Below are 24,399 nucleotides of genomic sequence, written 5' to 3'. Positions count from 1 at the left end.
TGGCCTGAGGAGCTTTCAATGAGCGATAGCAAGAGTCCGAGCGAAACTCCCTCCACCGTGGCCGCAGGGACGGCGCAAACCGTCCTCGTGACCGGAGCCACCGGCTACATCGGCGGCCGCCTGGTCCCCCGGCTGCTGGAGGCCGGCCACACCGTAAAGGTCATGGTCAGGACTCCGGCCAAGATCGCAGGCGTGCCGTGGCTAGGCAAAGTTGAGGTGATCCAGGGCAGTCTCGACGACGGCGCTTCCCTGCGCCAGTCGCTGGCCGGGGTCGACGTGCTGTACTACCTCGTTCACTCCATGGCCGCCGGCGCCGGGTTCGAATCCAAGGAAAAGGCCATGGCGGAAACAGCCGCCACAGCTGCCGCCGCAGCCCATGTAGGCCGGATCGTTTACCTGGGCGGCCTGCACCCGGCCAACGTCGAATTGTCCACCCACATGCGCTCCCGGGAAGCCGTGGGGAAGGTGTTCCTGGATAGCGCGGTGGAGGCTGTGGTGTTCCAGGCCGGGGTGGTGATCGGTTCCGGGTCGGCGTCCTTCGAAATGATCCGCCACCTGTCCGAGACCCTTCCGCTGATGCCGGCCCCAAGCTGGGTGCGCAACAAGATCGAAGCGATCGCCGTCCGGGACGTACTGCACTACCTTGTGGGTGCGGCCTCCATGGACGGGCCGGTCAACCGCACCTTCGACATCGGCTGCCGGCAGGTCCTGAGCTACGCGGGCATGATGAAGGAATACGCCGCCGAGGCCGGGCTGCCGTACCGGGTGGTCCTGGCGCTGCCCATTCCGGCCCCTAAGCTTGCCGGCCTGTGGGTGGCGCTGACCACGCCGATCCCGCTGTCCATGTCACTGCCGCTCGTCGAGTCGCTGCAGCACGATGCCGTGTCCCGCGAGCAAGATATCGACGCCCATATTCCCGTGCCGGCTGGCGGTCTGACTCCGTACCGGGGGGCTGTTGCCCTAGCCCTGGGCAAGGAGCGTGACGGCCAGGTGGAAACCACGTGGTCAAATGCCGGGGCGGACGCCGATCCGCTGCCCAGCGATCCGGACTGGGCAGGCCACACGGTCTATATGGATGAGCGGACTTTCCACGGGGATGTTGCTCCTGCCCACGTGTGGACCATCATCGAAGGGATCGGCGGCCGGAACGGCTGGTATTCACTGCCGCTTGCCTGGCGCGTTCGGGGCTGGCTGGACAAGCTCACCGGCGGCGCGGGCTTGCTGCGGGGACGTCGGCATCCTGGCACCCTGGCCTCAGGCGAAGTGGTGGACTGGTGGCGTGTGGAACGGATAGAGCGCGGAAAACTGTTACGCCTCCGCGCAGAGATGCGCGCCCCCGGACGTGCCTGGCTTGAGCTGTCCGTGGAACCTGACGGGACGGGCAGCCGCTACCGGCAGCGGGCGATTTTCTTCCCCAAGGGCCTGAGCGGAAAGCTCTACTGGCTGGCCGTACTGCCATTCCACAGCCTCATTTTTCCGGCGATGGCACGGAACATCACCACCGCGGCGCAGAAGATCGCCGGCGCCGACAGCGCGGGGGCCGGTTCCAACAACCAGTAGGGCTCCCCGTAGGATGTGGGGAGGAAAAAGCGTTCTGACCTACACATCACTGGAGGACCCATGGCACTGAGTGCAACCACCACCCTTCCGCACGCCGTCGGCAGCGTTGCTGCTGTTTTTATCAACGAGGACTTCCAGCGGCACACCAGCCAATTCGTTGGCGGCACCCTGGAGTCCTTCGAAGTGGCCGGAGACGTCGACGGAGCATTCAGCACCACCTCGGTACGTACCCTCCCCACCACCCGCCTGCCGGAGATCGCCCGCAAGTTCGTGGGCGAAAAGCTCACAGTGACGCAGGTGGAAAACTGGGAGGCTCCAGCGGCTGACGGTTCCCGCCAGAGCAACATCACGCTGAAGATCGCCGGCGCCCCCCTTGATGTGACCGCGGTCCAGCGGCTCGTCGCAGAGGGCGGCAACACACGCATTGAACTCGAAGGCAACGTCACGTCCTCTGTTCCCTTCCTGGGCGGCAAGATCGCCGAGGCGGCCGAGCCCATGGTGTCCAAGGCCCTGAACATCCAGTCCCAGCAGGCCCAGGCCTGGCTCGAAAGCCACTAGGCCGTGCAGCTCCCTCTGCTTGCGGGCTGCCTGCTGATCATCGCCGGCATCTGGTCCCTCGTGGTCTGGCCGCAGTTCCTGCGTCGCGTGATGAAGGACCCCCGGGCGCGGGACGCCGCCGGCAAGGCCACAAAGTTCCTCACCGTCCATGTGGTGCTGGTCAGCATCTCGATGGTGCTGGGAGCTGTCACCGCGGTGATCGGAGTTATGGGCCTGCTCGGGTAGGCTGATACAAAGGTGCGCCGGGAAGTCTGGTCGGCAATAGTTTTGCCGACCCCCCAATTCCAGGAGCCATTCATGGCCAAGCACCCTTCCCGTCCCGCCTTCGCCGCTAAGGTCCTCAGCCGCTCAAGCTACCCTGAATTCCTGCGGATCTCCGCGATCCTCAGACTGGAAACAGCCGGCGGCGCCCTCCTCTTGTTGGCGACTGCTGCCGCACTCCTCTGGGCCAACTCACCGGCGGCCGAGGGCTACTTCACACTGCGGGACCTGAAAATCGGTTACGAACCCTGGCACCTCCGGCTCTCCCTGGGGCAGTGGGCCTCCGACGGTCTCCTGGCCATCTTCTTCTTCCTGGCCGGCCTGGAACTCAAGCGGGAGTTTGTCTCCGGCGAACTTCGCAAGGTGTCCAAGGCCGTGGTTCCCGTGGCCGCGGCCGTGGGAGGGGCTGCAGTTCCCGCCCTGATCTACACGCTGGTGAACCTGGGGCAGGACGCTCCGAGCCTGCGTGGCTGGGCAATTCCCACAGCCACTGATATCGCTTTTGCCCTGGCCGTCCTGGCCGTCATCAACACCCACCTGCCTGCTGCCCTCCGGACCTTCCTGCTGACCTTGGCCGTAGTGGATGACCTGCTGGCCATCGGCATCATCGCTTTCTTCTACTCGTCCGGACTGCAGCCGCTCTTCTTGCTGGCGGCGCTGGTTCCGCTGGGGCTGTTTGCCCTTCTGGCCCAGAGGAGGGTCCGAAGCTGGTACCTGTTGCTGCCGCTGGCCGCCGCCACCTGGGGACTCGTGCACGCCTCCGGTATCCACGCCACGGTGGCCGGCGTGCTGCTCGCATTTGCCGTGCCGGTACTGGCGTCGCGGAGTCGTGGTGAGACCGGCTCCGGGATGGCTGAGTCCTTTGAACACCGGCTCCGCCCGCTTTCGGCAGGTTTCGCCGTCCCGGTCTTCGCCTTCTTTTCCGCCGGAGTAGCCGTGGGTGGCCTCGACGGCTTCAGGTCGGCCCTCGCGGATCCTGTGGCACTGGGAATTGTGGCTGCGCTGGTGGTCGGCAAGACGATTGGAGTGTTCAGCACTACCTACCTGATCACTAAGACCACCAGGGCAAAGCTCGACGACGGCCTCGCCTGGATCGATGTCGCCGGCCTTGCAATGTTGGCCGGAGTGGGCTTCACGGTGTCGCTGCTGATCGCAGAGCTGAGCTTCGGTGCGGGCTCGGCGCACGATGACCACGCGAAGGTGGCCATCCTCACCGGATCACTGGCGGCCGCCCTGCTCGCCGCCGTGGTGCTCCGGTTGCGGAACCGGCATTACCGCGCAGTGGAAGAGACGGAGCGTCGTGATGCCGACGGCGACGGCGTCCCGGACGTTTTCGAGCAGCGGCGCTGACCGCCGCGGCGCGGCTGCGCACCGGCTTCGGACCGTACGGGCCTAGGTTGCCTGGTTCAGGGCGTCTTCGGCGGCAACCCAGGAAATCATGGCGCACTTAACGCGCGCGGCGTAGCGGGCCACACCCTCAAATGCCGCGGCGTCGCCCAGGATTTCGGGATCGGCGTGGACTTTCCCACGCGAGCGGAGCACTTCGCGGAAGTTGCCAATGACGGCGCGGAGTTCGTCCACGGTCATTCCCTCCGCGAGCTCGCTGAGGACCGACGCCGATGCCATCGAGATGGAGCAGCCTTCGCCGTCCCAGGAAATCTGCGCCACCTTGCCGCCTTCAACAGCCACCCGCAGCGTGACTTCGTCACCGCAGACGGGGTTGAGCTGGCGGGACTGGCCCGTGGACGCCCCCGCCGGCGCGGCGATTCCCGCCAGTCCACTGCCGTGGCGGATCTTGGAATGGTCAAGGATGATCTGCTGATACAGCTGGTCAAGGCTCATTGAGGTGTACCTTCGGTGATCGCGCTAGACGCGGAAATAGGACCGGACTCCGGCAACGGCTTCCAGGAAGGCGTCGACGTCGTCTGTCGTGTTGTACAGGTAGGCGCTTGCCCTGGTGGTTGCGGTCAGGCCCAGGCGGCGGTGCAGCGGCTGGGCGCAGTGGTGTCCCACGCGGACGGCGATGCCCCGGGAATCCAGGAACTGTCCGACGTCGTGCGCGTGCACGCCATCGACGTGGAATGCGGCGAGGCCGATCCGTTCGCGTCCTGCGGTGGGCCCCAGCACACGGATGCCGGGAATGGACTCCAGTCCCGCCACCATCCGCTGGCCGAGCTCGGATTCCCAGCGGTGCACTCGGTCCAGGCCGGTTTCCGTGAGGTAGTTGGCTGCGGCGGCCAAGGCAACCGCCTGCGAGATGCGCTGGGTACCGGCCTCGAAGCGCTGCGGCGCGGGCAGGTACTCGGCCCGGTCCATGGTCACGGTGGTGATCATGGATCCTCCGGTGAGGAACGGCGGCAGCACATCCAGGATGTCCTGCTTACCGTAGAGGACACCGATTCCGGTGGGCGCCAGCATCTTGTGGCCGGAGAAGACGGCGAAGTCGACGTCAAGCTCTTTTACGTTCAACGGCAGGTGCGGCGCAGACTGGCAGGCGTCCAGGACCACCAGGGCTCCGGCCCGCTGCCCCAGCGCCACCAGTTCCTGCACCGGATTAATGGTGCCCAGCACATTGGAGGCGTGGGTGAAGGCGAGGACCTTGGTTTTTTGTCCCAGGATCTCGGCCGCACTGTCCATCCGCAAGGCACCGGCGTCGTCGATGGGGATGTAGCGCAATGTGGCGCCGGTGCGGAACGCCAGTTCCTGCCAGGGGATCAGGTTGGCGTGGTGCTCCATTTCCGTCACCACGATCTGGTCACCCGGGCCCACTCCGAGCTCTTTCAGCCGCCCGTCACCGCGCCCCTGCGCCGCCCACAGCGAGGCGTTCGACAGCGCGTAGCTGATCAGGTTCAGGCCTTCGGTGGCGTTGGAGGTCCACACCGTTTCCGCGTAGTCGGCACCGATGAAGTCCGCGATGGTCTGGCGGGCATCTTCGAAAACCTCGGTTGCCTCCACTGCAAGGTAGTGGGCACCGCGGTGCACGGCAGCGTTGCGCTGTTCGTAGAACTCCTGCTCAGCTTCGATGACGCTCAGCGGGTTCTGCGACGTGGCGCCCGAATCGAGGTACACCAAGGGCTGGCCGTTGACCAGCTGGCCAAGTACGGGGAAGTCGTTCCGAATCCTGAGCACTTCGGCGTTATCCATGGCCGGCACTGCGCGTTCCAGCGTGGCAGGCGTTGATACTAGGGCCAAAGCGAACTCCTTGAGATGCCAATGGATTGACACTCAATTGTCCCACAACACCACTGTGGCGGTGGCCCGAGGGGCAACCGCCACAGCAGCTCCGGGCTTCAGCCCGCGGAAGTGAGGGCCGGCGACGGCTGGGGGGAGAGTCTCGGTCTCAGAAGACTCTGACGTCGCCGGCCCCGTTTCGATCCGGCCCCAGGTGCCGGAAGCTTGCGTCAAAACGAGGCCTATAAAGTCTGTTGGCCGGTCAACGGTTCCGGTGAATCCGGGTTTTCCTGCCGCACTAAGTCAACCGCACACGAACGCCCGGCGCACGAGTAGGCAGTACTCTAGTTTTTTGCGCCCGGGCTACGGGTAAGGCCACGTGGATACGCATACCGGGACGTCCGCGCTCGGGGCCCGGACGGAGGGCTTCCGTACGCAGTCCCTAGTGCGGAAGGGCTGTAGCCAGTTCGTCGCGGCTCCGCACGCCAAGTTTGACGTAGGTACGGTAAAGGTGGCCCTCCACAGTACGCACGGACACCATGAGCTTCTGTGCGATCTCCCTGTCGGTGAAGCCCTGCACAGCAAGCTCTACGATGTCCTGTTCCCTGCGCGTGAGGTGCACGCTCGGTGCTGCGGCGATGAAGTGGCCTTCCCGAAACCGCTCCCCCAGTTCGTGGTCACACTTCTCCCGCAGGGCCACTGCCTGACGGGCCCGCCGGCGCTCCCCGGAGCTCTCAAGGACAGTGTTCGACCGGGCGTAGGCCTCCCGCGCCAGGTTGACGAATCCGGCGCCTTCAAGCATGGCCGCCGTCTCCATGATGGAATCCGCGTCTTCGGACTCCCAGTGCTCCGCTAGGGTGAGCATTGCAGCGGCCCAGCGGCCTTCAACGCTCCCCGCCAGCGTGTGGACCAAAGGGATCACGGAATGATCGCCAAGGTCCCAGCAGAGTGCCAAAAGTTCCAGAAGTGTCCCGGTTCGGCTGGTCACCTCGCGCGTGGTGGACAGTGTGTGGAGGGACGCCAGGCCTTTCCCGTCGCGCGTTACATACTCTGATGCTGCTGCGGCGTAGGCCGTGGCAAGGAGTCCGAAGCCAGTGAAGCCCAAAGGTGAATCCTTGTAATCCAGCTCAAGCCGGCCGGCCTGGGCGGAGTCACCGAGCCTCGCCGCTGCATAGAACGCCAGCCCGGAACCAAACCGGAACAGCTGCAACGGGTCGTTGAGCCGCAAGGTCTCCACAGCCGGTAACAGCGTTTGGTAGGCGCGTTCCATCCGCCCCTGGCGCAGCAACGAGTAGCCACGGAGTACCTCGAGGCTGCCGCTGAAATATGCGATACCCCTCGGCTGTCCGGCGGCGTAGTTCGCCAACTCCCGTTCCGCGGACTCCCACTCCCCCATGGCCAGGTAGTCTGCCACCAGGCGGCCGAGGACAAATTCATTGAAGAAGAACACGCCACCCTGCAGGGCGGGAAGTTCCGAGGCCGACAGCAATGCAGCATCCAGACCCTGGACGGCACGTCCGGCCGAGGCGAGGGCATGGGCCAACAGCGCGAGGCCCACAGCATGCAGGGCGTCCTCCGTGGCATCACCACCGCGGCCGCTACGAAGTTCCTGGACCTCGGCCGCCAACGCCTGGTGGTTGCCGGCTTCGCCAAGCTCCAACAGGTGAAGCAAGCACTCCTGCCAGATCCTGTCAGGAGCACCGGTTGCCTGTTCGGAATCCTGCAGAACGGCCAAGGGGCCAGCCGTCATGGCACCGGCGCGCTGAAGCGCTTCACGGGAATCGGCTGCAAATACTGCCAGCGGTGTCCCCAGAGCCTGGTGCGCCATTGCCCTGAGCATCAGGACCGGAACAGCCCAGGGCCCCTTCCCCAGCTGCAGCCAGCACCCGTCCAGAAGCTTAGCGGCACCAACGAAGTCGCCTTCATTGAATAGGGCCCTAGCCTGGAAAGCCTGTGCCTGCGGTACGAGGTCCGGGTCCGCGACCTTTTCCGCCATCGTGCGGCTACTCCAATTTCGGGAGTGGACCAAGGCGGTGCCGGCGGCCTCAAGCAGCTGGGTATCGGATATTTTTAATCCGCATTCGAGGGCCCATTCCACGGCCCTCATCCTGCCTTCAGACCCTTCGGGTGCGGTGCCGAGCTGATCCTGGATCTTTTCAAGCAGCTGCAGGCTCCGTGACACCGAGATGCTGGTGCGGAGCGCCTCTCCGAATACGGAGTTCCAGATCCGGAGTTCGGCCGGAATGCCGGAATTTTCGACGATCATCTGCTGGTCCAGAAGCGTGCGCACCACGTCGGCACCAAAGGTGTCCTCGATCATTTTACGGCTCACGGGCCCCGCGAGGGCAACAAGTTTCAGGACTTCCTGTTCTTCCGGGCCGCGGCGGAGCATGTCCTTCACCACCACCTCGGTGAGCCTTGGTCCGTCGGCAGGCAAGGGGCCCAGCAGCATCCAGATCCCGTTCCGCTTTGCGAGTTGGCCCCGCTCTGCGGCATCGTGCAGCAAGGCATCAAGAATCCGCGGATTTCCGCCGGATGCACTCCAGATAGTGTCAATGGTTCCAGCAGGGACTGTTCCATCAAGGACATGGGAGAGGACTTCCTCGATCTGCTCCCGGTTCATGGGACGCAGATCCACACGGTCGGCCAGGCCGTCGTACCAGAGCTGCGCGAGCGGCTGCGGCAGCCCTGGTCGCGGCCTGCCGGCAGCAAGCACGGTCGCCCAGCCGGCGGTGATCATGTCCGCCACAATGCTGGCCGATGCCTCGTCCAGGTGATGGGCGTCATCCATCACCAGAAGCAAAGGGGTATCTTTGCCGCCTTTCAGCTGCTCAAAGTACCTCCATACGGACCGCAGCACAGCCACCGGGGACACCGAGTCCTCGGCAGTGAGCTCCGCGGTGTAGGGCGCCAGAACTCCAAAGGGTACACCGGACAGCGACGAGCTTCCATGAATCTGAACAATGATCATCTCCTGGGCAAGCCGCTCGGTGACGGCCTCGGTCAGTGTTGATTTCCCGATGCCCGGGCCCGCCATGAGGAACACTGCCTGACTCGTGCGGCTGCGGATGATATTGCAGATCCGGTCCAGCGGTTCACGCCGGCCCGTGAGAAGCCGGTACGGCGGTCTTGGTTTGGCTACGTGGCCGTTATACGAGTCCAGTCAGATCACCCCTGGACGTTACTCCGAGTTTGGTAAAGACCTGGTAAAGGTGCCCTTCCACAGTGCGCACGGACACTCCCATCTCTTCGGCAATGTCGCGGTTGGACGCGCCCCGGCCTGCCAGCCGCGCGATCTGCCGCTCCCGCGCTGTCAGGAGCGGGCTGCCGCTGCTCGGTACGATCGGCAGGCTGGCAACGGTGGCTGCAAGGATGTCGAGCCGGGCCTGTGCAGTCCTGGCGGAGACCGAGTCACCCGCCTGCCGGGCGTAGTCAACGGCCAGCGCCATGCACCGGGCCTCAACGGCATCCAGTTCGAGGGTGGCCGCCAGTTCCCCGCCGGCAAGCAACGTTTTGGCATCGCGGGTCCGGCTGCCCACGGCGATCAGCCGTGAAATTTCGGCCAAGGGGCCCTGGCGATGCCCGGCCACTTGTTCCATCAGCCGGAAGTCAGCGTCCGTGCCGTTGACCGTTGCTCCGAGCAGGCTGATCCCGGCAAGGGTGAACGTTCCCGTTGCGATGTCGCGGCGGGCGGACTGCTTGAGGCGGGTGGCTGCGTCGCTGTCCCCCAGCCAACGGGCGGCCATATCGGCACAGAATTCAGTGCGGCTGCGGGTGGCATGGTCAGCGGCACCTGCTGTCCGCTGCAGTCTGTCAAGATATTTCCGGGACTGCCCGGCATTGCCGATCTGCGCATATGCGAAGGCGATGGCAGCGTAGGCGGCGCGCAGCATGCTCTGGAGGGGTCGCAGCTCCAGCTGCGCAGCGGCCGAGAGCAGCGAATCAAGGGCCGCGGCACCGCGGCCCGAGTATACGTAGGCGATGCCGGCATCGAGCTCCGCGGCAGCACTCCGGTAAGGGAGCCGGTGAAATTCGCGCGCGGACGGCGGATCCAGGAGGTCGATGCACCGGCGCCACTGCCCTGCCATCAGGAGCACGTTGTACGCCCGGCCGGCGAACTTCTCACGCAGCCCCACGATCTCGGCGGCGTCCGAGATCTGACCGCCCACCTGCCTCATCAGGCTCAGCGCGTCCATTTCCCGCCCTGTCATGGACAGTGCGCTCATGAGGATTACCGCTGAGTTCATCCTGAACCAGGTATCCGGATTCTGCCCGGGGTCCGCGGCGGCTTCCAGCGCCGGCAGGGCGGCGGAGTAGTCCCCCACGAAGGCCTGGTATTCGAATTCGCTCAGGCTGATCCGGTTGGCCGCAGCAGCCAGGGGCTCCGGCCAGCCCTTCGCGATTCCCGGTTCCACGCCAAGCCGCTCCCGTGCCGTCTGCAGAAGTGCCGGCACGCGGGCGGTGTGTTCGGGGAGCCAGACCATAACCCGCGATTTGGCAGCGACCACCCGGGCGAACTCTTCAACGTCCAGGTTGTCCAGCTGCGGCTGGGAAATATCGTCCAATGCTGCCATAGCCTGCACCGGCAGGTCCATGAGCAGGTACGCTGCCGCCTTCTGCCGCTGGGCCGGCACCCACTGTGGGTCATTCCGCTTCAATGTGTCGGCGTACTTGAGGGCAAAATGAGGGTCAAAGAGCTGCACTGCGGCTTCGGCAGCGGCCAGCGCCATGGCCGGACTCAACTCAGCCTCGCATTCCTGGGTCCAGGCGCCGAACGCCATCAACTCCTCCACCGTCATGGTGGCCGGGTCAGGCTCCTTGCCGCCCAGGAGGAGGCTCCGCAGTTCCCGTCGCCGAGTGATGCTCAGCCAGGAGCGGACAACGTCGCCGAGGTACTTTTCGCGCAGTGAAACCCATCGGTGGTCCGAAGAATCGATCTTCAGCAGGCCCGAATCCTCCATGTCCGCCACCACACCGGCACCGTAAACGGTAGTCAGCCCGGACAGTTCCACGCTGCGCGCGCAGGAGAGCATCTCGATGACGTCCCGTTCCTCCGGAGATTTCCGGGTCCACTGGGATCGGACGATGTCGTCAAGGCTGGCCGCGCCGTCGAGCACCACTTTGTCCCGCAGTGTCCAGACGGAGTCCGAAAGAACCAGGTTCCCCGAATGCTGCTGCTCGGTGGCAAGCGCCTTCAGGAGCAGCGGGTTTCCGCCAACCATGGTGTGGAAGGTGCTGACCAGGGAGGCCGACACGCGGTGGCCCAGCAGGGAAAGCAGCACCTGGCGGGTCTGCAGTTCATTGAGGTTGTCCAACCTGACCTCGGTGAGCCGGCGGTCGCTGAGGAGCCAGTGGAAGTCGGCCGGAAGGTCGCTGATCATGGGTGCCACGGCCACAATGCGGGCGGTCCCTGTCAGGAGGATGTTGAGCAGTACGCCGGCGCTCATGTCATCGATGCCGCCCGCGGTGTCGAGGGTGATGACGCACTGGCGCCCAGCGGCATCGCTTTTGATGAGGGATGTAATGCCCCGGAGGATGGCTGTGGGTGACCCCATGTACGCCTGGGGAAGGCGCGCCAGCAGGAAAGCCAGGCAACCGTAGGGCGTTGTTCCGGATGACGGTCCGCTGCGCAGTTGCAACGTCCAGATATCCGGCCCCAACTCGGAGACGGCCGTCCTGGCTAAGGAGGACTTGCCGACGCCGCGTCCGCCGGTGATGACGACTCCCAGGGATTCGAGGCTGGTCAGGGCTGTACGGACCGCATCGAGGTTGGCGCTCCGCGCGGGCACGGACCATGGCTGCGGCTCTGATCGGCCAGCAGTGTCGGTGCGCAGCCCAACGTCGTTGAGCGGTGACCCACGTCCCCAGCTGAGTGGCTCGATTGACATGAACTTGTCCCCTAAATCCCACCTAAAGCGGGATAAGCCCCATCGCCCCCCGCTTAGAAAGAAGACTACCCCTTGGCACACACAGGTAAACAGGGACAGACCGTTTTAAGTTTTATTGCTGACCGTCTGACCTGGCCGGATGGAACTTCTGCTGGGCCGCGGTAAGTCCTTCCCTGACCAGCAATTCCACGGCATCGGCCGCCTCATCGAGCAGGAACGGAAGGTCCTTGCGTTCTGCAGTGCCAAAATCGCGCAGGACATAGTCTGCAGTTTCCATCCGCCCTGGCGGGCGGCCCACACCCACCCGTACCCGCAAGTAATCCTTGGTGGCCAGTGCCTTGGACATGTCCCGGAGTCCGTTGTGACCGCCCTCGCCGCCACCGCATTTCAGCTTTAGCGTGTTAAACGGGATATCAATCTCATCGTGCACCGCAACAACATGGTCAGGATCAATGCCGTAAAAGTTCGCCAGGCCCGCCACAGGGCCGCCGGAAACGTTCATATAGCTCATCGGCTTGGACAGCACCACCCGGGGACCGCCGAGCCCGAGCCGCCCTTCGAGCACTTGGGCGCGTGCCTTGTGTGTTTTGAACTTTCCACCCATCCGGCCCGCAAGTTCGTCCAGGACCATCTGGCCGACGTTGTGCCGGTTGTCCTTGTATTCGGCCCCGGGGTTACCGAGGCCAACGATCAGCCAGGTGTCAGTCATTATTCAATCCTAAGGTGGTCCGGACATGGCTGTGGCCGGACCCTGACAGGGCCCGGCCACACATCAAACTGTGCCGTTATTACTCGGCTGAGACTGCGGCTGCGGAGTCAGCCTGTGCCTCTTCCTCAGTAACCTCTGTGGCCTCGGAGATGTGGACCACCAGTGCGTCGGCGTCGGCCAGCAGGACCGAACCCTTCGGCAGGACAAGGTCGGAAGCGTGGATGTGCTGGCCGGCGGAGCGGCCTTCGATGTCGACCTCGATGGCGGTGGGCAGGTGGGTTGCCTCTGCCTCAAGGGAGATGACGGTGAGTTCCTGGTTGAAGACGCTGCCCGGAGCCAGTTCGCCAACAATGTGAACCGGGATGTCCACGGTGACCTTCTCGCCCTTGATGACGGTCAGCAGGTCGATGTGCTCGATGATCTGCTTGATGGGGTCGCGCTGGACGTCCTTGACCAGGGCTAGGTGCTCTTCGCCGTTGACGTCCAGGGTCAGCAGGGCGTTGGCTTTGCGGACTGCCAGCGTGGTGGCCTTCGCCGGAAGCGTGATGTGGATCGGCTCGGCGCCGTGGCCGTAGATGACGGCGGGGATCAGGTTGGCCATGCGCGCGCGGCGGGCAAAGCCCTTGCCGAATTCGGTGCGTACTTCTGCTGCGAGCTTCTGCTCAGACATGTGTATCTCCTTGGAAGTCTAAAAGGTGTTCAGCAAGGGCGGAGGTCTGTTACGACCTTCAACGCCGGGCGGCCGTGAGGCGGCCCTTCCAGAAGGGAGATTCAGACCCAGTCGATAACGGAGACCTGCGATCCGGTTTCCCGGATGCGCTCCCTCGCCAAGGTATCGTCAAAAAGCTTACCAGCGCCGGGACCAAATACTGAAAACGGGCCCGCCGCCGGCTGCAACAGCGTGGGAATCAGGCGTTGCCGTCGAACAGGCTGGTGACAGACCCGTCGTCGAACACTTCACGGATGGCGCGGGCGATCAGCGGTGCGATGGACAGCACCGTCAACTGCGGGAACTGCTGATTCGCGGTGAGGGGCAACGTGTTGGTGACAACCACTTCGCGGGCGCCGGATTCGGAGAGCCGTTGTGCAGCGGGCTCGGAGAAGACAGCGTGCGTCGCGGCAATGATGACGTCCTTCGCCCCGGCGTTCTTCAGGACCTGGACCGCTCCGGAAATGGTGCCGCCGGTGTCGATCATGTCATCGATGAGGACGCAGGTCCGGCCCTCGATCTGGCCCACGACGGTCTTGGAGACAGCCTGGTTGGGAACGGTGAGGTCCCGGCTCTTGTGCACAAACGCCAGTGGCGCTCCGCCCAGGCGTTCGGCCCACTGCTCCGCAACGCGCACCCGGCCGGTGTCCGGGGACACGACAGTAACGTTGTCCGCGGCGACGCGGGTGCGGATATAGTCCGCCAGGAGTGGGATGGCCATAAGGTGGTCCACGGGACCGTCGAAGAAGCCCTGGATCTGCGAGGTGTGCAGGTCAACGCTCATGATGCGGTCAGCACCGGCGGTCTTGTACAGGTCCGCCACCAGGCGGGCGGAAATCGGCTCGCGGCCGCGTCCCTTTTTGTCCTGCCGTGCGTACGGGTAGAACGGGGACACCACGGTGATGCGCTTGGCGGAGGCCCGCTTCAGCGAATCGATCATGATCAGCTGTTCCATGAGGTGGTTGTTCAGCGGCGCCGGGTGGGCCTGGATGACGAACGCGTCTGTTCCCCGGACACTTTCGCCGGCGCGGACGTAGATCTCCCCGTTGGCAAAGTCATAGGCATCAACGGGCAGCAGCTCGGTACCCAGCTCCTTGGCGATTTCCCGCGCCAGTTCGGGGTGCGCCCGCCCAGCGGCTAGCACCAGCTTCTTCTCGCCGCGTGCCGTAATTTCGCTCATTATCGCTGGTCCTCTTCTGTCGATGCCGGGGTATGTGAGGAATCTGAGGCGGCCGCCTGCGCCAGTTCAGCCGAGCGCGAGCCGGGGCGGTTGGCCACAACCCATCCCTCGGCGTTGCGCTGCGCGGCAACGGACAGGACGAGTGCCCCTGCCGGAACGTCCTTGCGGATCACCGCGCCGGCGCCGCTGTAGGCACCGTCCCCCACGGTGACCGGTGCAACAAAGACCGTATTGGAACCTGTGCGTACGCCCGATCCGATCACCGTGCGGTGCTTCTTTTCGCCGTCGTAATTGGCCGTGATGTTGCCGCAGCCAATGTTGGTGTCCTCGCCGATTTCGGCGTCACCAGCGTAGCCGAGGTGGGAAAGTTTGGAGCCTCGGCCAATCGTGACGTTCTTGGTTTCGTAGAACGCACCGATCTTGCCGGTGTCGCCGAGCACGGTGCCGGGACGCAGATACGTGAAGGGGCCCACGGCGGCGTCCGCGCCGATCACAGCGCCGGAACCGTGTGTGCGGGTCACCTTGGCGCCCTCGCCGATGCGGACATCGGTCAAGGTTGAGTCGGGGCCGACGACGGCGTCCCGCGCCACGGTGGTGGCGCCGTGCAGCTGCGTGTTCGGCAGGATACGGACGTCCTCGTCGAGGGTGACGGTCGAATCGATCCAGGTGGTGGCGGGGTCAACGACAGTGACCCCGGCGCGCATCCAGGCTTCAACGGTGCGGCGGTTCAGTTCCGCGCCGAGGGCGGACAGCTGCACACGGTCATTGGCGCCCTCCACCTGCCAGCGGTCTTCGGTGACGACGGCAGCAACCCGGCCGCCCGCCTGCCGGGCGATTCCCAGCACGTCGGTGAGGTACTTTTCACCCTGCGAGTTGTCGGTGGTGATGTGGACCAGCGCGTCACGGAGGATGTCGGCGTCGAAGGCGTAGATCCCGGAATTGACCTCGCGGATCAGGCGTTCAGCTTCTGTTGCATCCTTGTGTTCGCGGATGCCGGTGACGGAGCTGTCATCACCACGGAGAATGCGACCGTAGCCCGTGGCGTCAGACAGCAGCGCGGTCAGTACCGTGACGGCATTGGCCTCCCGCTCATGCGTGGCCACCAGATCCGCCAACAGGCTGCCGGTCAGGAGTGGAACATCGCCGTAAGTGACCACGACGGTGCCTGCAAGTTTTTCCTGGGCGTCCAGCGCTTGCACGGCCACCTCAACGGCGCGGCCGGTGCCGGGAACGTGGTCCTGGTCCACGATCAGGGCTTCGGGATCAAGCTCGTTGAGGTGGCGGGCCACCAGATCCCGCTCGTGGCGGACCACCAGGGCCAGCCGTCCAGGATTAATGCTGCGGGCTGCCAGCAGGGCGTGACCCACCATGGACCGGCCGCCGATTTCGTGCAGGATCTTCGGCGTACGGGATTTCATCCGGGTACCGGCGCCTGCTGCCAGAACAATGACGGCGGCTGGGCCGGTATTCTCGGGGATCACGTACGGGTTCTCCTTGCTTGGTTGCGCGTTGCGCTGGGCGCGGTGCCTGTCCGGCCAAAATCCACGGCGGGGCACCGAGTTCATCCTACTGGACGGTCATCGCACAGCAGTTCCGCCCATAGGATTCGAACCTATACTCCACGGCTCCAAAGGCCGGGGTGCTGCCATTACACCAGGGCGGACCATGCCATAGGCGCAAAGGCCAAGGCACAAGTATTTATTTTGCCATGCCTTCAGGGCAGCCCGCGACATTGGCAGGAATCACGGCCGCCGGGCCCCTGCCCCGCCACCGGTTCCAACCGTTTCAGCGGCGCTAGGGCATGATGGAAAATGTGAGCAATAACCTACCCCGGACCCGGATGACAGGCGTGCAGCGGCGCAGCCAGCTGGTCGACGTCGGCCGTGGCCTTTTTGCCGCGCGCGGGCTCGACGGGACCACCATTGAGGAAATTGCGGCCTGCGCCGGTGTTTCCAAGCCCGTGATCTACGAACATTTCGGCTCCAAAGAGGGCCTCTACACGCAGGTGGTGGACTTCGAGTTCCACATCCTGCTGGACTCGATCACCGCTGCCCTGACCGAAGAAGGAAAACCACGGGTCCTGGTGGAACGCGCCGCCCTGGCCCTCCTCACCTACATCGAGGACCGGGCGGAGGGTTTCCGGATCCTGATGCGCGACGCAAGGCCGTCGCAGCCCGAGGGCGCCTTCTCCACCCTGCTGTCCCAGGTCACCGCCCGCGTGGAACACATCCTGTCCGACGAATTCCACCGCCGCGGCTTCAGCGCCCAGGACGGCGCCATGTATGCCCAGATGCTCGTGGGCATGGTGGCCATGACCGGCCAATGGTGGCAGGACAGCCGCCAGCCCGACAAACACACCGTGGCCGCGCACCTGGTTAACCTCGCCTGGAACGGCCTCACCGGCCTCCAAAAAGACCCCGAACTCCGCATCGAAGATCCCGCGCGAACGGACACTTAAGCCCCCAAGGCGCAGTCCGTGGTCGCCTTCGCGGCGCAGTGGACCTTCGCCGTCGCTTAGCGCGAAGGTCCCCCGCACCACTAGTGCCAAGAGTTCCGTTCAGGCGCCCCCACGACTACCCCCTGCCGAAGGTTACGGTCGCGTGCCTTCGGTTCCACGCTGGGAGGCGAGCTCAGCTCGCCGGAGGCGGTCCTTCCGAAAGGAGCGCATCGCGGCACATCGGAGTGTGCAGGTCGCCCAGCGACCGGAGCGCTCCCTATGTGCTGTGTCTAAGCGACGCGGAAGAGGCGGCTCCGGCACCTAAGCCGCCACTCACGCCGCACCAACGGATGCTACTCGCCGAGGACTTCCAGGGCTTCCATCCATTCGAGTTCCAGGGCTTCGCGGTCTGTGGCGAGGTCCTTGAGTTTTTTGTTCTGGTCGGCGAGGGCGTCAAAGTCAGATTCTGCGGTGCTCCTGACCATTTGGTCGTGAATCTTCTTTTCCTGCTGCTCCAGTTTGCCCAGCTGGCGCTCGATCCGGTTTTTGGCCTTCCGGGCGTCGCGCTTTTCGGCTTCGGAGGAGCCGGACGCGGCAGGGGCGGTGCTGCCGCTCGGGCCGGTGACAGGGTTGCCGCCGCCGGTGATCGTGGAGCCGGCAAGAGCCCCTTCGCGGAGTTCGAGGTACTGGTCCACGCCGCGCGGCAGGGCGCGGATCTTGCCGTCGCCCAGCAGCGCCATCTGGTGGTCCGTCACGCGCTCCAGCAGGTAACGGTCGTGGCTGACCACAACGAGCGTGCCCGGCCAACCGTCAAGGACGTCTTCGACGGCGGCGAGGGTGTCGGTGTCGAGGTCGTTGGTGGGCTCATCGAGCATCAGCACGTTCGGCTCCCCCACCAGCAGACGCAGCAGCTGGAGGCGTCGGCGCTCACCGCCGGAGAGGTCCCGGACCGGGGTCCACTGCTTTTCGTTAGTGAAGCCCAGCTGCTCTACGAGCTGGCCCGCCGTGAATTCCTTGCCGCCCACGTTGAAGGACCGCTTTTCGCGCTCGATGACTTCGATCACGCGCAGGTCCGAGACGTCGTCGAGCTCTTTGACCTCCTGGGTCAGCACGGCGGTGACCACGGTCTTGCCGCGCTTGACCTTGCCGGATGACGGCTCAATCTCGCCGTTGAGGAGTTTCAGCAGCGTGGTCTTGCCGGCGCCGTTGACGCCCACGAGTCCCAGCCGCTCACCGGGTGCAAGCCGCAGGGTGATGTTGTCGAAAAGCTTCTGTCCGGGGTCGCCGCCGAGGAAGTCCAGTGAGACGTTCTCGAGGTCCAGGACGTCCTTGCCGAGCCGGGCGGTGGCCATCTTGCTCAGGGCTGTGGAGTCGCGTGGCTCGGGGACATCGGCGATGAGGGCGTTGGCGGCCTCGATGCGGAATTTCGGCTTGGCCGTGCGGGCCGGAGCGCCGCGGCGCAGCCAGGCGAGCTCCTTCTTCACGAGCATCTGGCGCTTGCCTTCCATAACATTCGCCGCGCGGTCACGCTCCGCGCGGGCCAGGACGTAGGCCGCGTAGCCGCCGTCGAACGGGTCCATGATGCCATCGTGGATTTCCCAGGTCTTGGTGCAGACTTCGTCCAGGAACCAGCGGTCGTGCGTGACCACCAGGAAGGCGCCCTGGTTCGCCCGCCAGCGGGTCTTCAGGTGCCTGGACAGCCACGCGACACCTTCCACGTCGAGGTGGTTGGTCGGTTCGTCGAGCATGATGACGTCGTGGTCCTCGATCAGCAGCTTGGCCAGCGCCACCCGCCGCTTCTGCCCGCCGGAGAGGGCGTGGACGTTGGCATGCCAGTCGACGTCGGACACAAGCCCGCCCATGACTTCGCGGATCTGGGGATTACGGGCCCATTCATAGTCGGCCTGGTCGCCGACGATCGCCGCGCCGACCGTGAGGTCGCCGTCGAGCACGTCGCTTTGGTCCAGATAACCGATGTTGACTTCGCTGCGCTTGGTCACCCGGCCGGAATCCGGGGTTGAACGCATCGCCAGCAGGCGCATCAGCGTGGACTTGCCGTCGCCGTTCCGGCCCACCATGCCGATCCTGTCACCTTCCTCGAGTCCGAGGGTGATGCCGTCCAGGACGGTGCGCGTTGCGTACGAAACCGAAAGGTTTTCGCCGCCAAGAAGGTGTGCCAAGAGGACTGCTTTCTGCTGCTCAGTAAGGAAGGGGCTCTTAAAGGAGGGTATCGGAGATGATGCGGGCGCCGGGCACTGGCCCGTGGACAGCAAGTGCTGTCAGACCGTAGTGCCGCAGATCCTCGGCCAGGCTTTCGGCAGCCGTTGGATTGTGCGTCAACAGTGCCACTGTGGGTCCCGAACCGGAGACAATCCCCGCGATGGCGCCATGGGACTCGCCCATTCCCAGCGTATCGCGGAGCGCGGGGGCAAGTTCAATGGAGGCCCGCTGGAGATCGTTCACCAGGACCCGGCTCAGGGCGTCGGCGTCCCCGCTCCGCAGCGCCTGCAGGATCTTGGGATCCACGGCCGTGGGCTCGGCAATGTCCAGCCCTTCGGCCTCGCGGAGCCGGTCCAGGGTGCGGAAGACTTCGGGAGTGGGCAGTCCATAGTCCGCCGCCACGAGGACCCAGTCGGTCTGGGCTTTGGCCAGGGCCGGCGAAAGGTCGTCGCCAACGCCGAGCCCGACGGCGGTTCCGCCGAGGAGGGAGAACGGGACGTCGGCACCCAGTTCAGCGGCCAGGTGTGCCAACTCGTCCCGTGACAGCCCGCTGTTCCACAGCGCATCGCAGGCCAGCAGGGTGGCCGCGGCATCGGCCGAGCCGCCACCCATGCCCCCGGCCACGGGGACCCGCTTAGTGATTTCGAGGTGCACCCCGGTGGAATGCTCGGAGACATCGGCCATGATCGCTGCGGCCTTATAAGCCAGGTTTTTCTCATCCAGCGGAATATCCACGCCGTCCAGGTCCAGGGTGCTGTCAGGACTGATGCTGACGGTGATCCCCGGCGTCTCCGTGTTGGTGGCTGCCACTTCCTCATAGAGGGAAACGGCCAGGTAGACGCTGGCAACGGAGTGGTAACCGTCCGCGCGCAACGGCCCTACGTCCAGGGAAACGTTGACCTTGCCGGGCGCCTTCACCCGGACAGTCCGTGCGGGAAACTTCCCCGCGAGTGCGTTCACGACCCGGCCTCGCGGGCTTCGGCAATCCGGGCGAAGGCGTGGATGTCCAGGACTTCGCCCCGGGAAGAAGGAGCCACCCCGGCAGCGACGAGGCAACGTTCGGCCTCGGGTGCACCGCCGGCCCAGCCGGCCAGGGCGGCGCGCAGCGTTTTCCGGCGCTGGGCGAAGGCGGCGTCGATCACCGCGAACACCTGCTCACGGGTGGCGGTTGTTTCAGGTGGTTCGCGCCGGGTGAAGGCCACGAGTCCGGACTGGATCTTCGGCGCCGGCCAGAAGACGTTCATGCCGATCACGCCGGCTTTGCGCATGCTGCTGTACCAGGCTGCCTTGACCGAGGGCACCCCGTAGGTCTTTGATCCGGGCCCCGCAGCCAGGCGGTCGGCAACCTCGTCCTGGACCATGACCAGACCGTGCTGCAGGCTGGGGAAATGCTGGAGCAGGTGCAGGACCACCGGCACGGCAACGTTGTAGGGCAGGTTTGCCACAATGGCCGTGGGCTCAACCGGGAGGGACGTCACCTTCATGGCGTCGGCCTGGACAAGATGGAAAGAGTCCGCCGCTTCAGGGCGCCAGGCCTTGACGGTCTCGGGCAGCTTCGCTGCCAAGACAGGGTCGATTTCAACGGCGACGACCGTCTGGGCGGCGTCCAGAAGGCCCAGGGTGAGCGAGCCAAGCCCGGGCCCGACTTCCAGCACGGTCTCGGTTGGCCCGATGTTGGCAACCGAGACGATCCGGCGGATGGTATTGCCATCGATGACGAAGTTCTGGCCCAGGGTCTTGGTGGGCCGGATACCGATTTCTTCCGCCAGCCGGCGTATGTCGGAGGCACCGAAGAGGGGCGCGGGCGCGGCGGCAGTCGGTTCAGTCACCTAGGTATCCTATCCCGGCTGCTGTGACGGGCCATCCGCTTTCCGCGCGGATCATGCGTGTTACGCGGCGCGTGTTTCCGCCTAACGGCAGCGGCCGGCCCCAGGGCAATCCGGGACCGGCCGCTGCCTTCTGCTTGCCTGGCGGTTGTGATCAGCTGCCGACAGCGCAGGGGCTTACTGGCACCTAGCTTGTAGCTGCCCAGCCACAGCCCCACGGCTGGAGGCCTCGCTGTGCGTAGATGCGGTTGGCAATGTCGATCTGCTGCGCCTTGGTGGCGAGGCTGGCGTTGGGGGCGTAGGCGCCGCCGCCGGAACCGATCCAGGTCCGGATGTCGAACTGGAGGCCGCCGTAGTAGCCGTTGCCCGAGTTGATGGACCAGTTTCCGGTGGACTCACACTGGGCGATTTTGTCCCACATGGCCTCGTTCATCATGGCCGGTGCTGCGGCACCGGTGCTCGTTCCGGCCGCGGTCACGGCCACGGCCACTGGCTTTGCCTTGGTGCCGACCGTGACCTTTTCAGTCACGGCAGGCACGGAAACCGTTTCGGAAACCAGGGTCCGCGAGGCTTCACGGCCGTCAACCATCACCAGTTTGAAGCTCTTGTCCACCTTGCCGGCCACGCCGGCCTGGGTGACCTCTTTCTCGCCTTTGAAGAGCTCGGCGCTTTCGGTGGTCATGCTGTCGAAAGCAACATCTTCAGTGGTGGCTGCGGTCTGGCTGGTATCCACCCGGGAGACCTTGACCACCATGTTGTTGACCACGTGCGCGTTGCCCGGCTGGGAGGTGCGGTCGTCGACGCCGAGGGTGATGCCGGCGTCCGTCAGCACCTGGGCGACGGTCCCCGCGGTGGTGGTGGCCGTGGCGGCCTTGCCGTCGGCAACAATACTGACGGACTTGGGCGTGGAGATCGACACAAAGGATCCGGCCACAGCGAGCTGGGCGTCCTTGGGGACGGAGACGGAGGAGGAACTGGCCACCCCGAGTTCGGTCACGAGGCCCGCAACATCCGGCGCCGTGGTGTTGATGGTCTTTTCGGAACCGTCCAGGCTGACCTTGACTGCCTTGGCCATGTTGACGTTGATCACGGTGCCGTTCTCCACTTTGGCGTCCGCCGAGGGCGAGACGCGGTCAGCCGACTGCAGTTCTACATTGGCGCTTTTTACTACCTGGCCCACGGTGCCGCCGAAGGACTGGACCGAAGTCACTTTTCCATCGACGTTGAGGGTAACGGTTTTGTTATTTCCGACGAAGGCCACGAGGCCCAACACCAGAGCACACAGCACCACGAGTTGGGTGCCCACCTTGATAAAACTGAACTTGCCGTCCGTTGTGAAGAGCTTGACCACGATTGCCCGTAACTTTAGATCCATCCGGGCACGGGGAAAAACGCAGTGAAATAGCCGGCGCGTGACCCTGGGGACAAGCTCCGGGCACCGTTGCGCCGCCACACCCCACGCGGCAGGCAGTGGGCATCAAGCCCTGCCTGGTCCTGCTGCGAATGAAGTGAAATTATCCGAAGGCCTTCCCCGACCCCGGCTAATAGTTCTCTACTGTAACCGTAGCGTTATAAAGCGGCCAAGAATTTTACATACGAAGTATGTTTATCAAGCCATCTGTCGAGGCCGGGATCAGTCCCACGATCCGTACGCCCGCGCGGTATTCTCGCTGATCCGGGTGCAGAGCTCAGCGAGGTCAGTTCCTGTCAATTCGGCCATGGCGCGGACGGTGTACGGCACCATGTAGCTGGCGTTGGGACGGCCGCGGTGCGGATGCGGAGTCAGGAACGGCGCATCCGTTTCCACCAGCATGAGGTCCGGGTCTGCCACCGCCAGTGCGGCGCGGAGGTTGGCGGCATTCTTAAACGTCAGCGTGCCGGCGAAGGACATGTTCCAGCCCGCAGCGTTGCAGATCCTGGCGAGCGCCTCATCACCCGAGAAGCAATGAAACACCACCCGTTCCGGAGCCCCCTCCTCGCGCAGGACCTGCACCACGTCGTCGTGAGCGTCGCGGTCGTGGATCTGCAGCGTCAGGTTCAGTCGCTTGGCGATATCGATATGCCGCCGGAACGAATAGCGCTGGTGGGCCAGGCCGTCCCCTTCTGTGCGGAAGAAATCGAGGCCTGTCTCGCCGATGGCCCTGATCCGGGGATGGGCGGCCAATCGCTCAATCTCCGTCAGCGCATCCTCCAGCTCGCCACGCCTGGCATAGTCCGGGGCGTCGTTGGGGTGCAGCGCCACGGCGCCCAGCAACCTGCTGTCCAGGTCAACGGCGCGGACCGTGAACCGAGAGGACTCCAGGTCGCAGCCCACCTGGACAGCCCCCTGCACTCCGACGGCCTGGGCCGCATCCATCGCCGCGGCGATCCCCACGGGGCTCTCACCGTCGGGGAAGTCCAGGTGCGTATGGTTGTCCATCACTGGGACGGGCAACGGCTCCGGCGCGGGCGGATAGTCCGGCCGCGCCTGCCGCCCGGCGCCGGCTGGGGTGCCGGCCGCAGCACCGGCTGCGGCCTCAGCGGCAGCGTGGGCTGCATCTTCAGGGTCCGTCCCGACTGCGCGGTAGGCGGCGGGAATCAGCGAATTGCACATCCCTCAAGCCTAGCGGCGGCCGATCCCCGCAGAATTCCCGGAACTCTCTGTCAGCGAGGGCAGTTGTGTTAGTAGGCTGGTACGAACAGACGCGAACGCCCACCGCCGGGCGAAGGCAGGCCTGCTGTCCCGTTCCGGGCGATCCCCGGGCTGAAAGGTTGCAGATGGATTCCCACCGCCGCACCGCTGTCAACGAGGTGACCACTGCCAGCCGGAACTTTTCCGCCGTGACGGAGCAAGTGGGCCAGCTCAACGGCCACAAGTCAGCAGCCATGGACAGGGAAGCATTCCACGCGGCCAGCCGGCGGATCCTGGCATCGATTAACACCGTCATCGACGGAAAGTCGGATGCGGCCAGGCTCGCCCTGACAGTATTGCTGGCCCAGGGCCATCTGCTCCTGGAGGACGTGCCGGGCGTGGGCAAGACCCTTCTGGCCAAAACCCTGGCCCGGAGCATCGACTGCACGGTCAGCCGCATCCAGTTCACCCCGGACCTGCTGCCTTCGGACGTAACGGGCGTGTCCATCTACAACCAGGCGTCGCGGCTTTTCGAGTTCCGCCCGGGTGCTGTGTTCGCCAACATCGTCATTGGCGATGAAATCAACCGCGCGTCCGCCAAGACGCAATCAGCCCTCCTGGAGTGCATGGAGGAACACCAGGTCACGGTGGACGGCGACTCTTACAGACTCGACGAACCGTTCATGGTGGTGGCCACCCAGAACCCGATCGAGATGGAAGGCACCTACCCACTCCCAGAAGCCCAGCGCGACCGTTTTATGGCACGGATTTCCATGGGCTATCCGGACAAGGACTCCGAGATCGAGATGCTGGAGACTCATCAGGCGACCTCCCCGTTGGCCAAGGTCTCGCCCGTGATCACCGCGGCCGACGTCGCAGCGATGATCGCAACCGTCCAGCAGGTTTACGTATCTCAGGCGGTCAAGGAATACACCGTCTCGGTAGGCCGCGCAACGCGCGGAAGCCCGCTGCTGCGGCTGGGCGCCAGCCCACGCTCCATGCTCCAGCTGCTCCGGGCTGCGAAGGCCACAGCGGCCCTGGACGGCCGTGATTTTGTGCTGCCCGACGACGTCGTCGGCGTGGCGGAATCCGTGCTGGCCCACCGGATCATCCTGGACCGCAAGGCAGCCGGCGCCGGCGAGACGCCGCACACCGTCATCCGGGGCATCCTCTCCCGGCTCCCGGTGAACCAGGAGCCGGTGAACAACCCGGCCCGGTCATCGGCCCCGCCCGCCGGATTGCGCCGGAACCACTAGGCTGGGCTGTCAC

19 protein-coding genes and 1 tRNA gene are annotated in these 24,399 nt (G+C 65.0%); 6 read left to right on the top strand and 14 right to left on the bottom strand.

Translation table 11 applies throughout. The features are described from left to right. Positions 1-18: 18 nt before the first annotated feature. The 4 genes from ACQCSV_RS06930 to nhaA all read left to right on the top strand — a co-directional run bounded on the left by ACQCSV_RS06930 (position 19) and on the right by nhaA (position 3,729). The gene (locus tag ACQCSV_RS06930; RefSeq protein ID WP_426939393.1) at positions 19-1,560 is read left to right on the top strand and encodes an SDR family oxidoreductase; all 1,542 of its coding nucleotides are present in this window, start codon (positions 19-21) and stop codon (positions 1,558-1,560) included. A gap of 60 nt (positions 1,561-1,620) precedes the next feature. Further along, positions 1,621-2,118 carry a DUF2505 domain-containing protein gene (locus ACQCSV_RS06925; protein WP_354153887.1) on the top strand — a complete coding sequence of 166 codons (498 nt, stop codon included), beginning with the start codon at positions 1,621-1,623 and terminating at the stop codon, positions 2,116-2,118. A 3-nt stretch (positions 2,119-2,121) separates the two neighbouring features. Then, complete coding sequence (locus ACQCSV_RS06920) at positions 2,122-2,343, top strand: SCO4848 family membrane protein (RefSeq protein WP_354153888.1); 222 nt, start codon at positions 2,122-2,124, stop codon at positions 2,341-2,343. Positions 2,344-2,415: 72 nt separating this feature from the next. Beyond that, positions 2,416-3,729, top strand: coding sequence for a Na+/H+ antiporter NhaA (gene nhaA / locus ACQCSV_RS06915; protein ID WP_426939392.1), 1,314 nt, complete (start codon positions 2,416-2,418; stop codon positions 3,727-3,729). A gap of 42 nt (positions 3,730-3,771) precedes the next feature. Here the strand turns inward: nhaA and sufU are convergent, their stop codons facing one another. The 9 genes from sufU to ACQCSV_RS06870 all read right to left on the bottom strand — a co-directional run bounded on the left by sufU (position 3,772) and on the right by ACQCSV_RS06870 (position 15,699). Next, entirely contained in the window at positions 3,772-4,221 is a 450-nt protein-coding gene (sufU, locus tag ACQCSV_RS06910; protein WP_426939391.1) for a Fe-S cluster assembly sulfur transfer protein SufU, read from the bottom strand. A 24-nt stretch (positions 4,222-4,245) separates the two neighbouring features. Beyond that, complete coding sequence (locus tag ACQCSV_RS06905) at positions 4,246-5,571, bottom strand: SufS family cysteine desulfurase (RefSeq protein WP_426939390.1); 1,326 nt, start codon at positions 5,569-5,571, stop codon at positions 4,246-4,248. 421 nt (positions 5,572-5,992) lie between these two features. Then, on the bottom strand, positions 5,993-8,713 hold the full coding sequence (locus ACQCSV_RS06900; RefSeq protein WP_426939537.1) for a LuxR C-terminal-related transcriptional regulator: 2,721 nt from the start codon (positions 8,711-8,713) through the stop codon (positions 5,993-5,995). Beyond that, positions 8,700-11,438 carry a LuxR C-terminal-related transcriptional regulator gene (locus tag ACQCSV_RS06895; RefSeq protein ID WP_354153892.1) on the bottom strand — a complete coding sequence of 913 codons (2,739 nt, stop codon included), beginning with the start codon at positions 11,436-11,438 and terminating at the stop codon, positions 8,700-8,702. Before ACQCSV_RS06895 ends, ACQCSV_RS06900 begins: the two co-directional genes overlap by 14 nt. Before the next feature lie 112 nt (positions 11,439-11,550). Next, positions 11,551-12,147 carry an aminoacyl-tRNA hydrolase gene (pth, locus tag ACQCSV_RS06890; RefSeq protein WP_354153893.1) on the bottom strand — a complete coding sequence of 199 codons (597 nt, stop codon included), beginning with the start codon at positions 12,145-12,147 and terminating at the stop codon, positions 11,551-11,553. Positions 12,148-12,226: 79 nt separating this feature from the next. Continuing rightward, on the bottom strand, positions 12,227-12,817 hold the full coding sequence (locus tag ACQCSV_RS06885; protein ID WP_185262977.1) for a 50S ribosomal protein L25/general stress protein Ctc: 591 nt from the start codon (positions 12,815-12,817) through the stop codon (positions 12,227-12,229). Positions 12,818-13,055: 238 nt separating this feature from the next. Then, positions 13,056-14,036: a ribose-phosphate diphosphokinase gene (locus tag ACQCSV_RS06880; RefSeq protein WP_056348072.1), complete on the bottom strand. Its 981-nt coding sequence runs from the start codon at positions 14,034-14,036 to the stop codon at positions 13,056-13,058. Beyond that, complete coding sequence (gene glmU / locus ACQCSV_RS06875; protein ID WP_426939389.1) at positions 14,036-15,517, bottom strand: bifunctional UDP-N-acetylglucosamine diphosphorylase/glucosamine-1-phosphate N-acetyltransferase GlmU; 1,482 nt, start codon at positions 15,515-15,517, stop codon at positions 14,036-14,038. The genes ACQCSV_RS06880 and glmU overlap by 1 nt, the downstream gene beginning before the upstream one ends. Positions 15,518-15,627: 110 nt before the next feature. Then, positions 15,628-15,699: transfer RNA gene (locus ACQCSV_RS06870), tRNA-Gln, on the bottom strand. Positions 15,700-15,849: 150 nt separating this feature from the next. Between ACQCSV_RS06870 and ACQCSV_RS06865 the strand changes: the two genes are divergently transcribed. Continuing rightward, the gene (locus ACQCSV_RS06865; RefSeq protein WP_426939388.1) at positions 15,850-16,494 is read left to right on the top strand and encodes a TetR/AcrR family transcriptional regulator; all 645 of its coding nucleotides are present in this window, start codon (positions 15,850-15,852) and stop codon (positions 16,492-16,494) included. A 332-nt stretch (positions 16,495-16,826) separates the two neighbouring features. On the opposite strand, the gene ACQCSV_RS06860 is transcribed toward ACQCSV_RS06865, so the two are convergent. The 5 genes from ACQCSV_RS06860 to ACQCSV_RS06840 all read right to left on the bottom strand — a co-directional run bounded on the left by ACQCSV_RS06860 (position 16,827) and on the right by ACQCSV_RS06840 (position 23,112). Beyond that, positions 16,827-18,653, bottom strand: coding sequence for an ABC-F family ATP-binding cassette domain-containing protein (locus ACQCSV_RS06860; RefSeq protein WP_354153896.1), 1,827 nt, complete (start codon positions 18,651-18,653; stop codon positions 16,827-16,829). A gap of 37 nt (positions 18,654-18,690) precedes the next feature. Continuing rightward, on the bottom strand, positions 18,691-19,653 hold the full coding sequence (locus ACQCSV_RS06855; protein ID WP_426939387.1) for a 4-(cytidine 5'-diphospho)-2-C-methyl-D-erythritol kinase: 963 nt from the start codon (positions 19,651-19,653) through the stop codon (positions 18,691-18,693). After that, on the bottom strand, positions 19,650-20,522 hold the full coding sequence (rsmA, locus tag ACQCSV_RS06850; RefSeq protein WP_354153898.1) for a 16S rRNA (adenine(1518)-N(6)/adenine(1519)-N(6))-dimethyltransferase RsmA: 873 nt from the start codon (positions 20,520-20,522) through the stop codon (positions 19,650-19,652). The genes ACQCSV_RS06855 and rsmA overlap by 4 nt, the downstream gene beginning before the upstream one ends. Before the next feature lie 184 nt (positions 20,523-20,706). Beyond that, entirely contained in the window at positions 20,707-21,894 is a 1,188-nt protein-coding gene (locus tag ACQCSV_RS06845; protein ID WP_426939386.1) for a transglycosylase family protein, read from the bottom strand. 258 nt (positions 21,895-22,152) lie between these two features. Next, the gene (locus ACQCSV_RS06840; RefSeq protein WP_354157733.1) at positions 22,153-23,112 is read right to left on the bottom strand and encodes a TatD family hydrolase; all 960 of its coding nucleotides are present in this window, start codon (positions 23,110-23,112) and stop codon (positions 22,153-22,155) included. Between the two features lie 164 nt (positions 23,113-23,276). On the opposite strand from ACQCSV_RS06840, the gene ACQCSV_RS06835 reads away from it, so the two are divergent. Further along, entirely contained in the window at positions 23,277-24,386 is a 1,110-nt protein-coding gene (locus ACQCSV_RS06835) for an AAA family ATPase (protein ID WP_426939385.1), read from the top strand. Positions 24,387-24,399 lie beyond the last annotated feature (13 nt).

This window comes from Pseudarthrobacter sp. S3, from assembly GCF_050156905.1.
Classification (GTDB): Bacteria; Actinomycetota; Actinomycetes; order Actinomycetales; family Micrococcaceae; genus Arthrobacter.
Note: the sequence above shows the minus strand (reverse complement) of the source record. Positions and strands in the feature narration are given on the sequence as shown.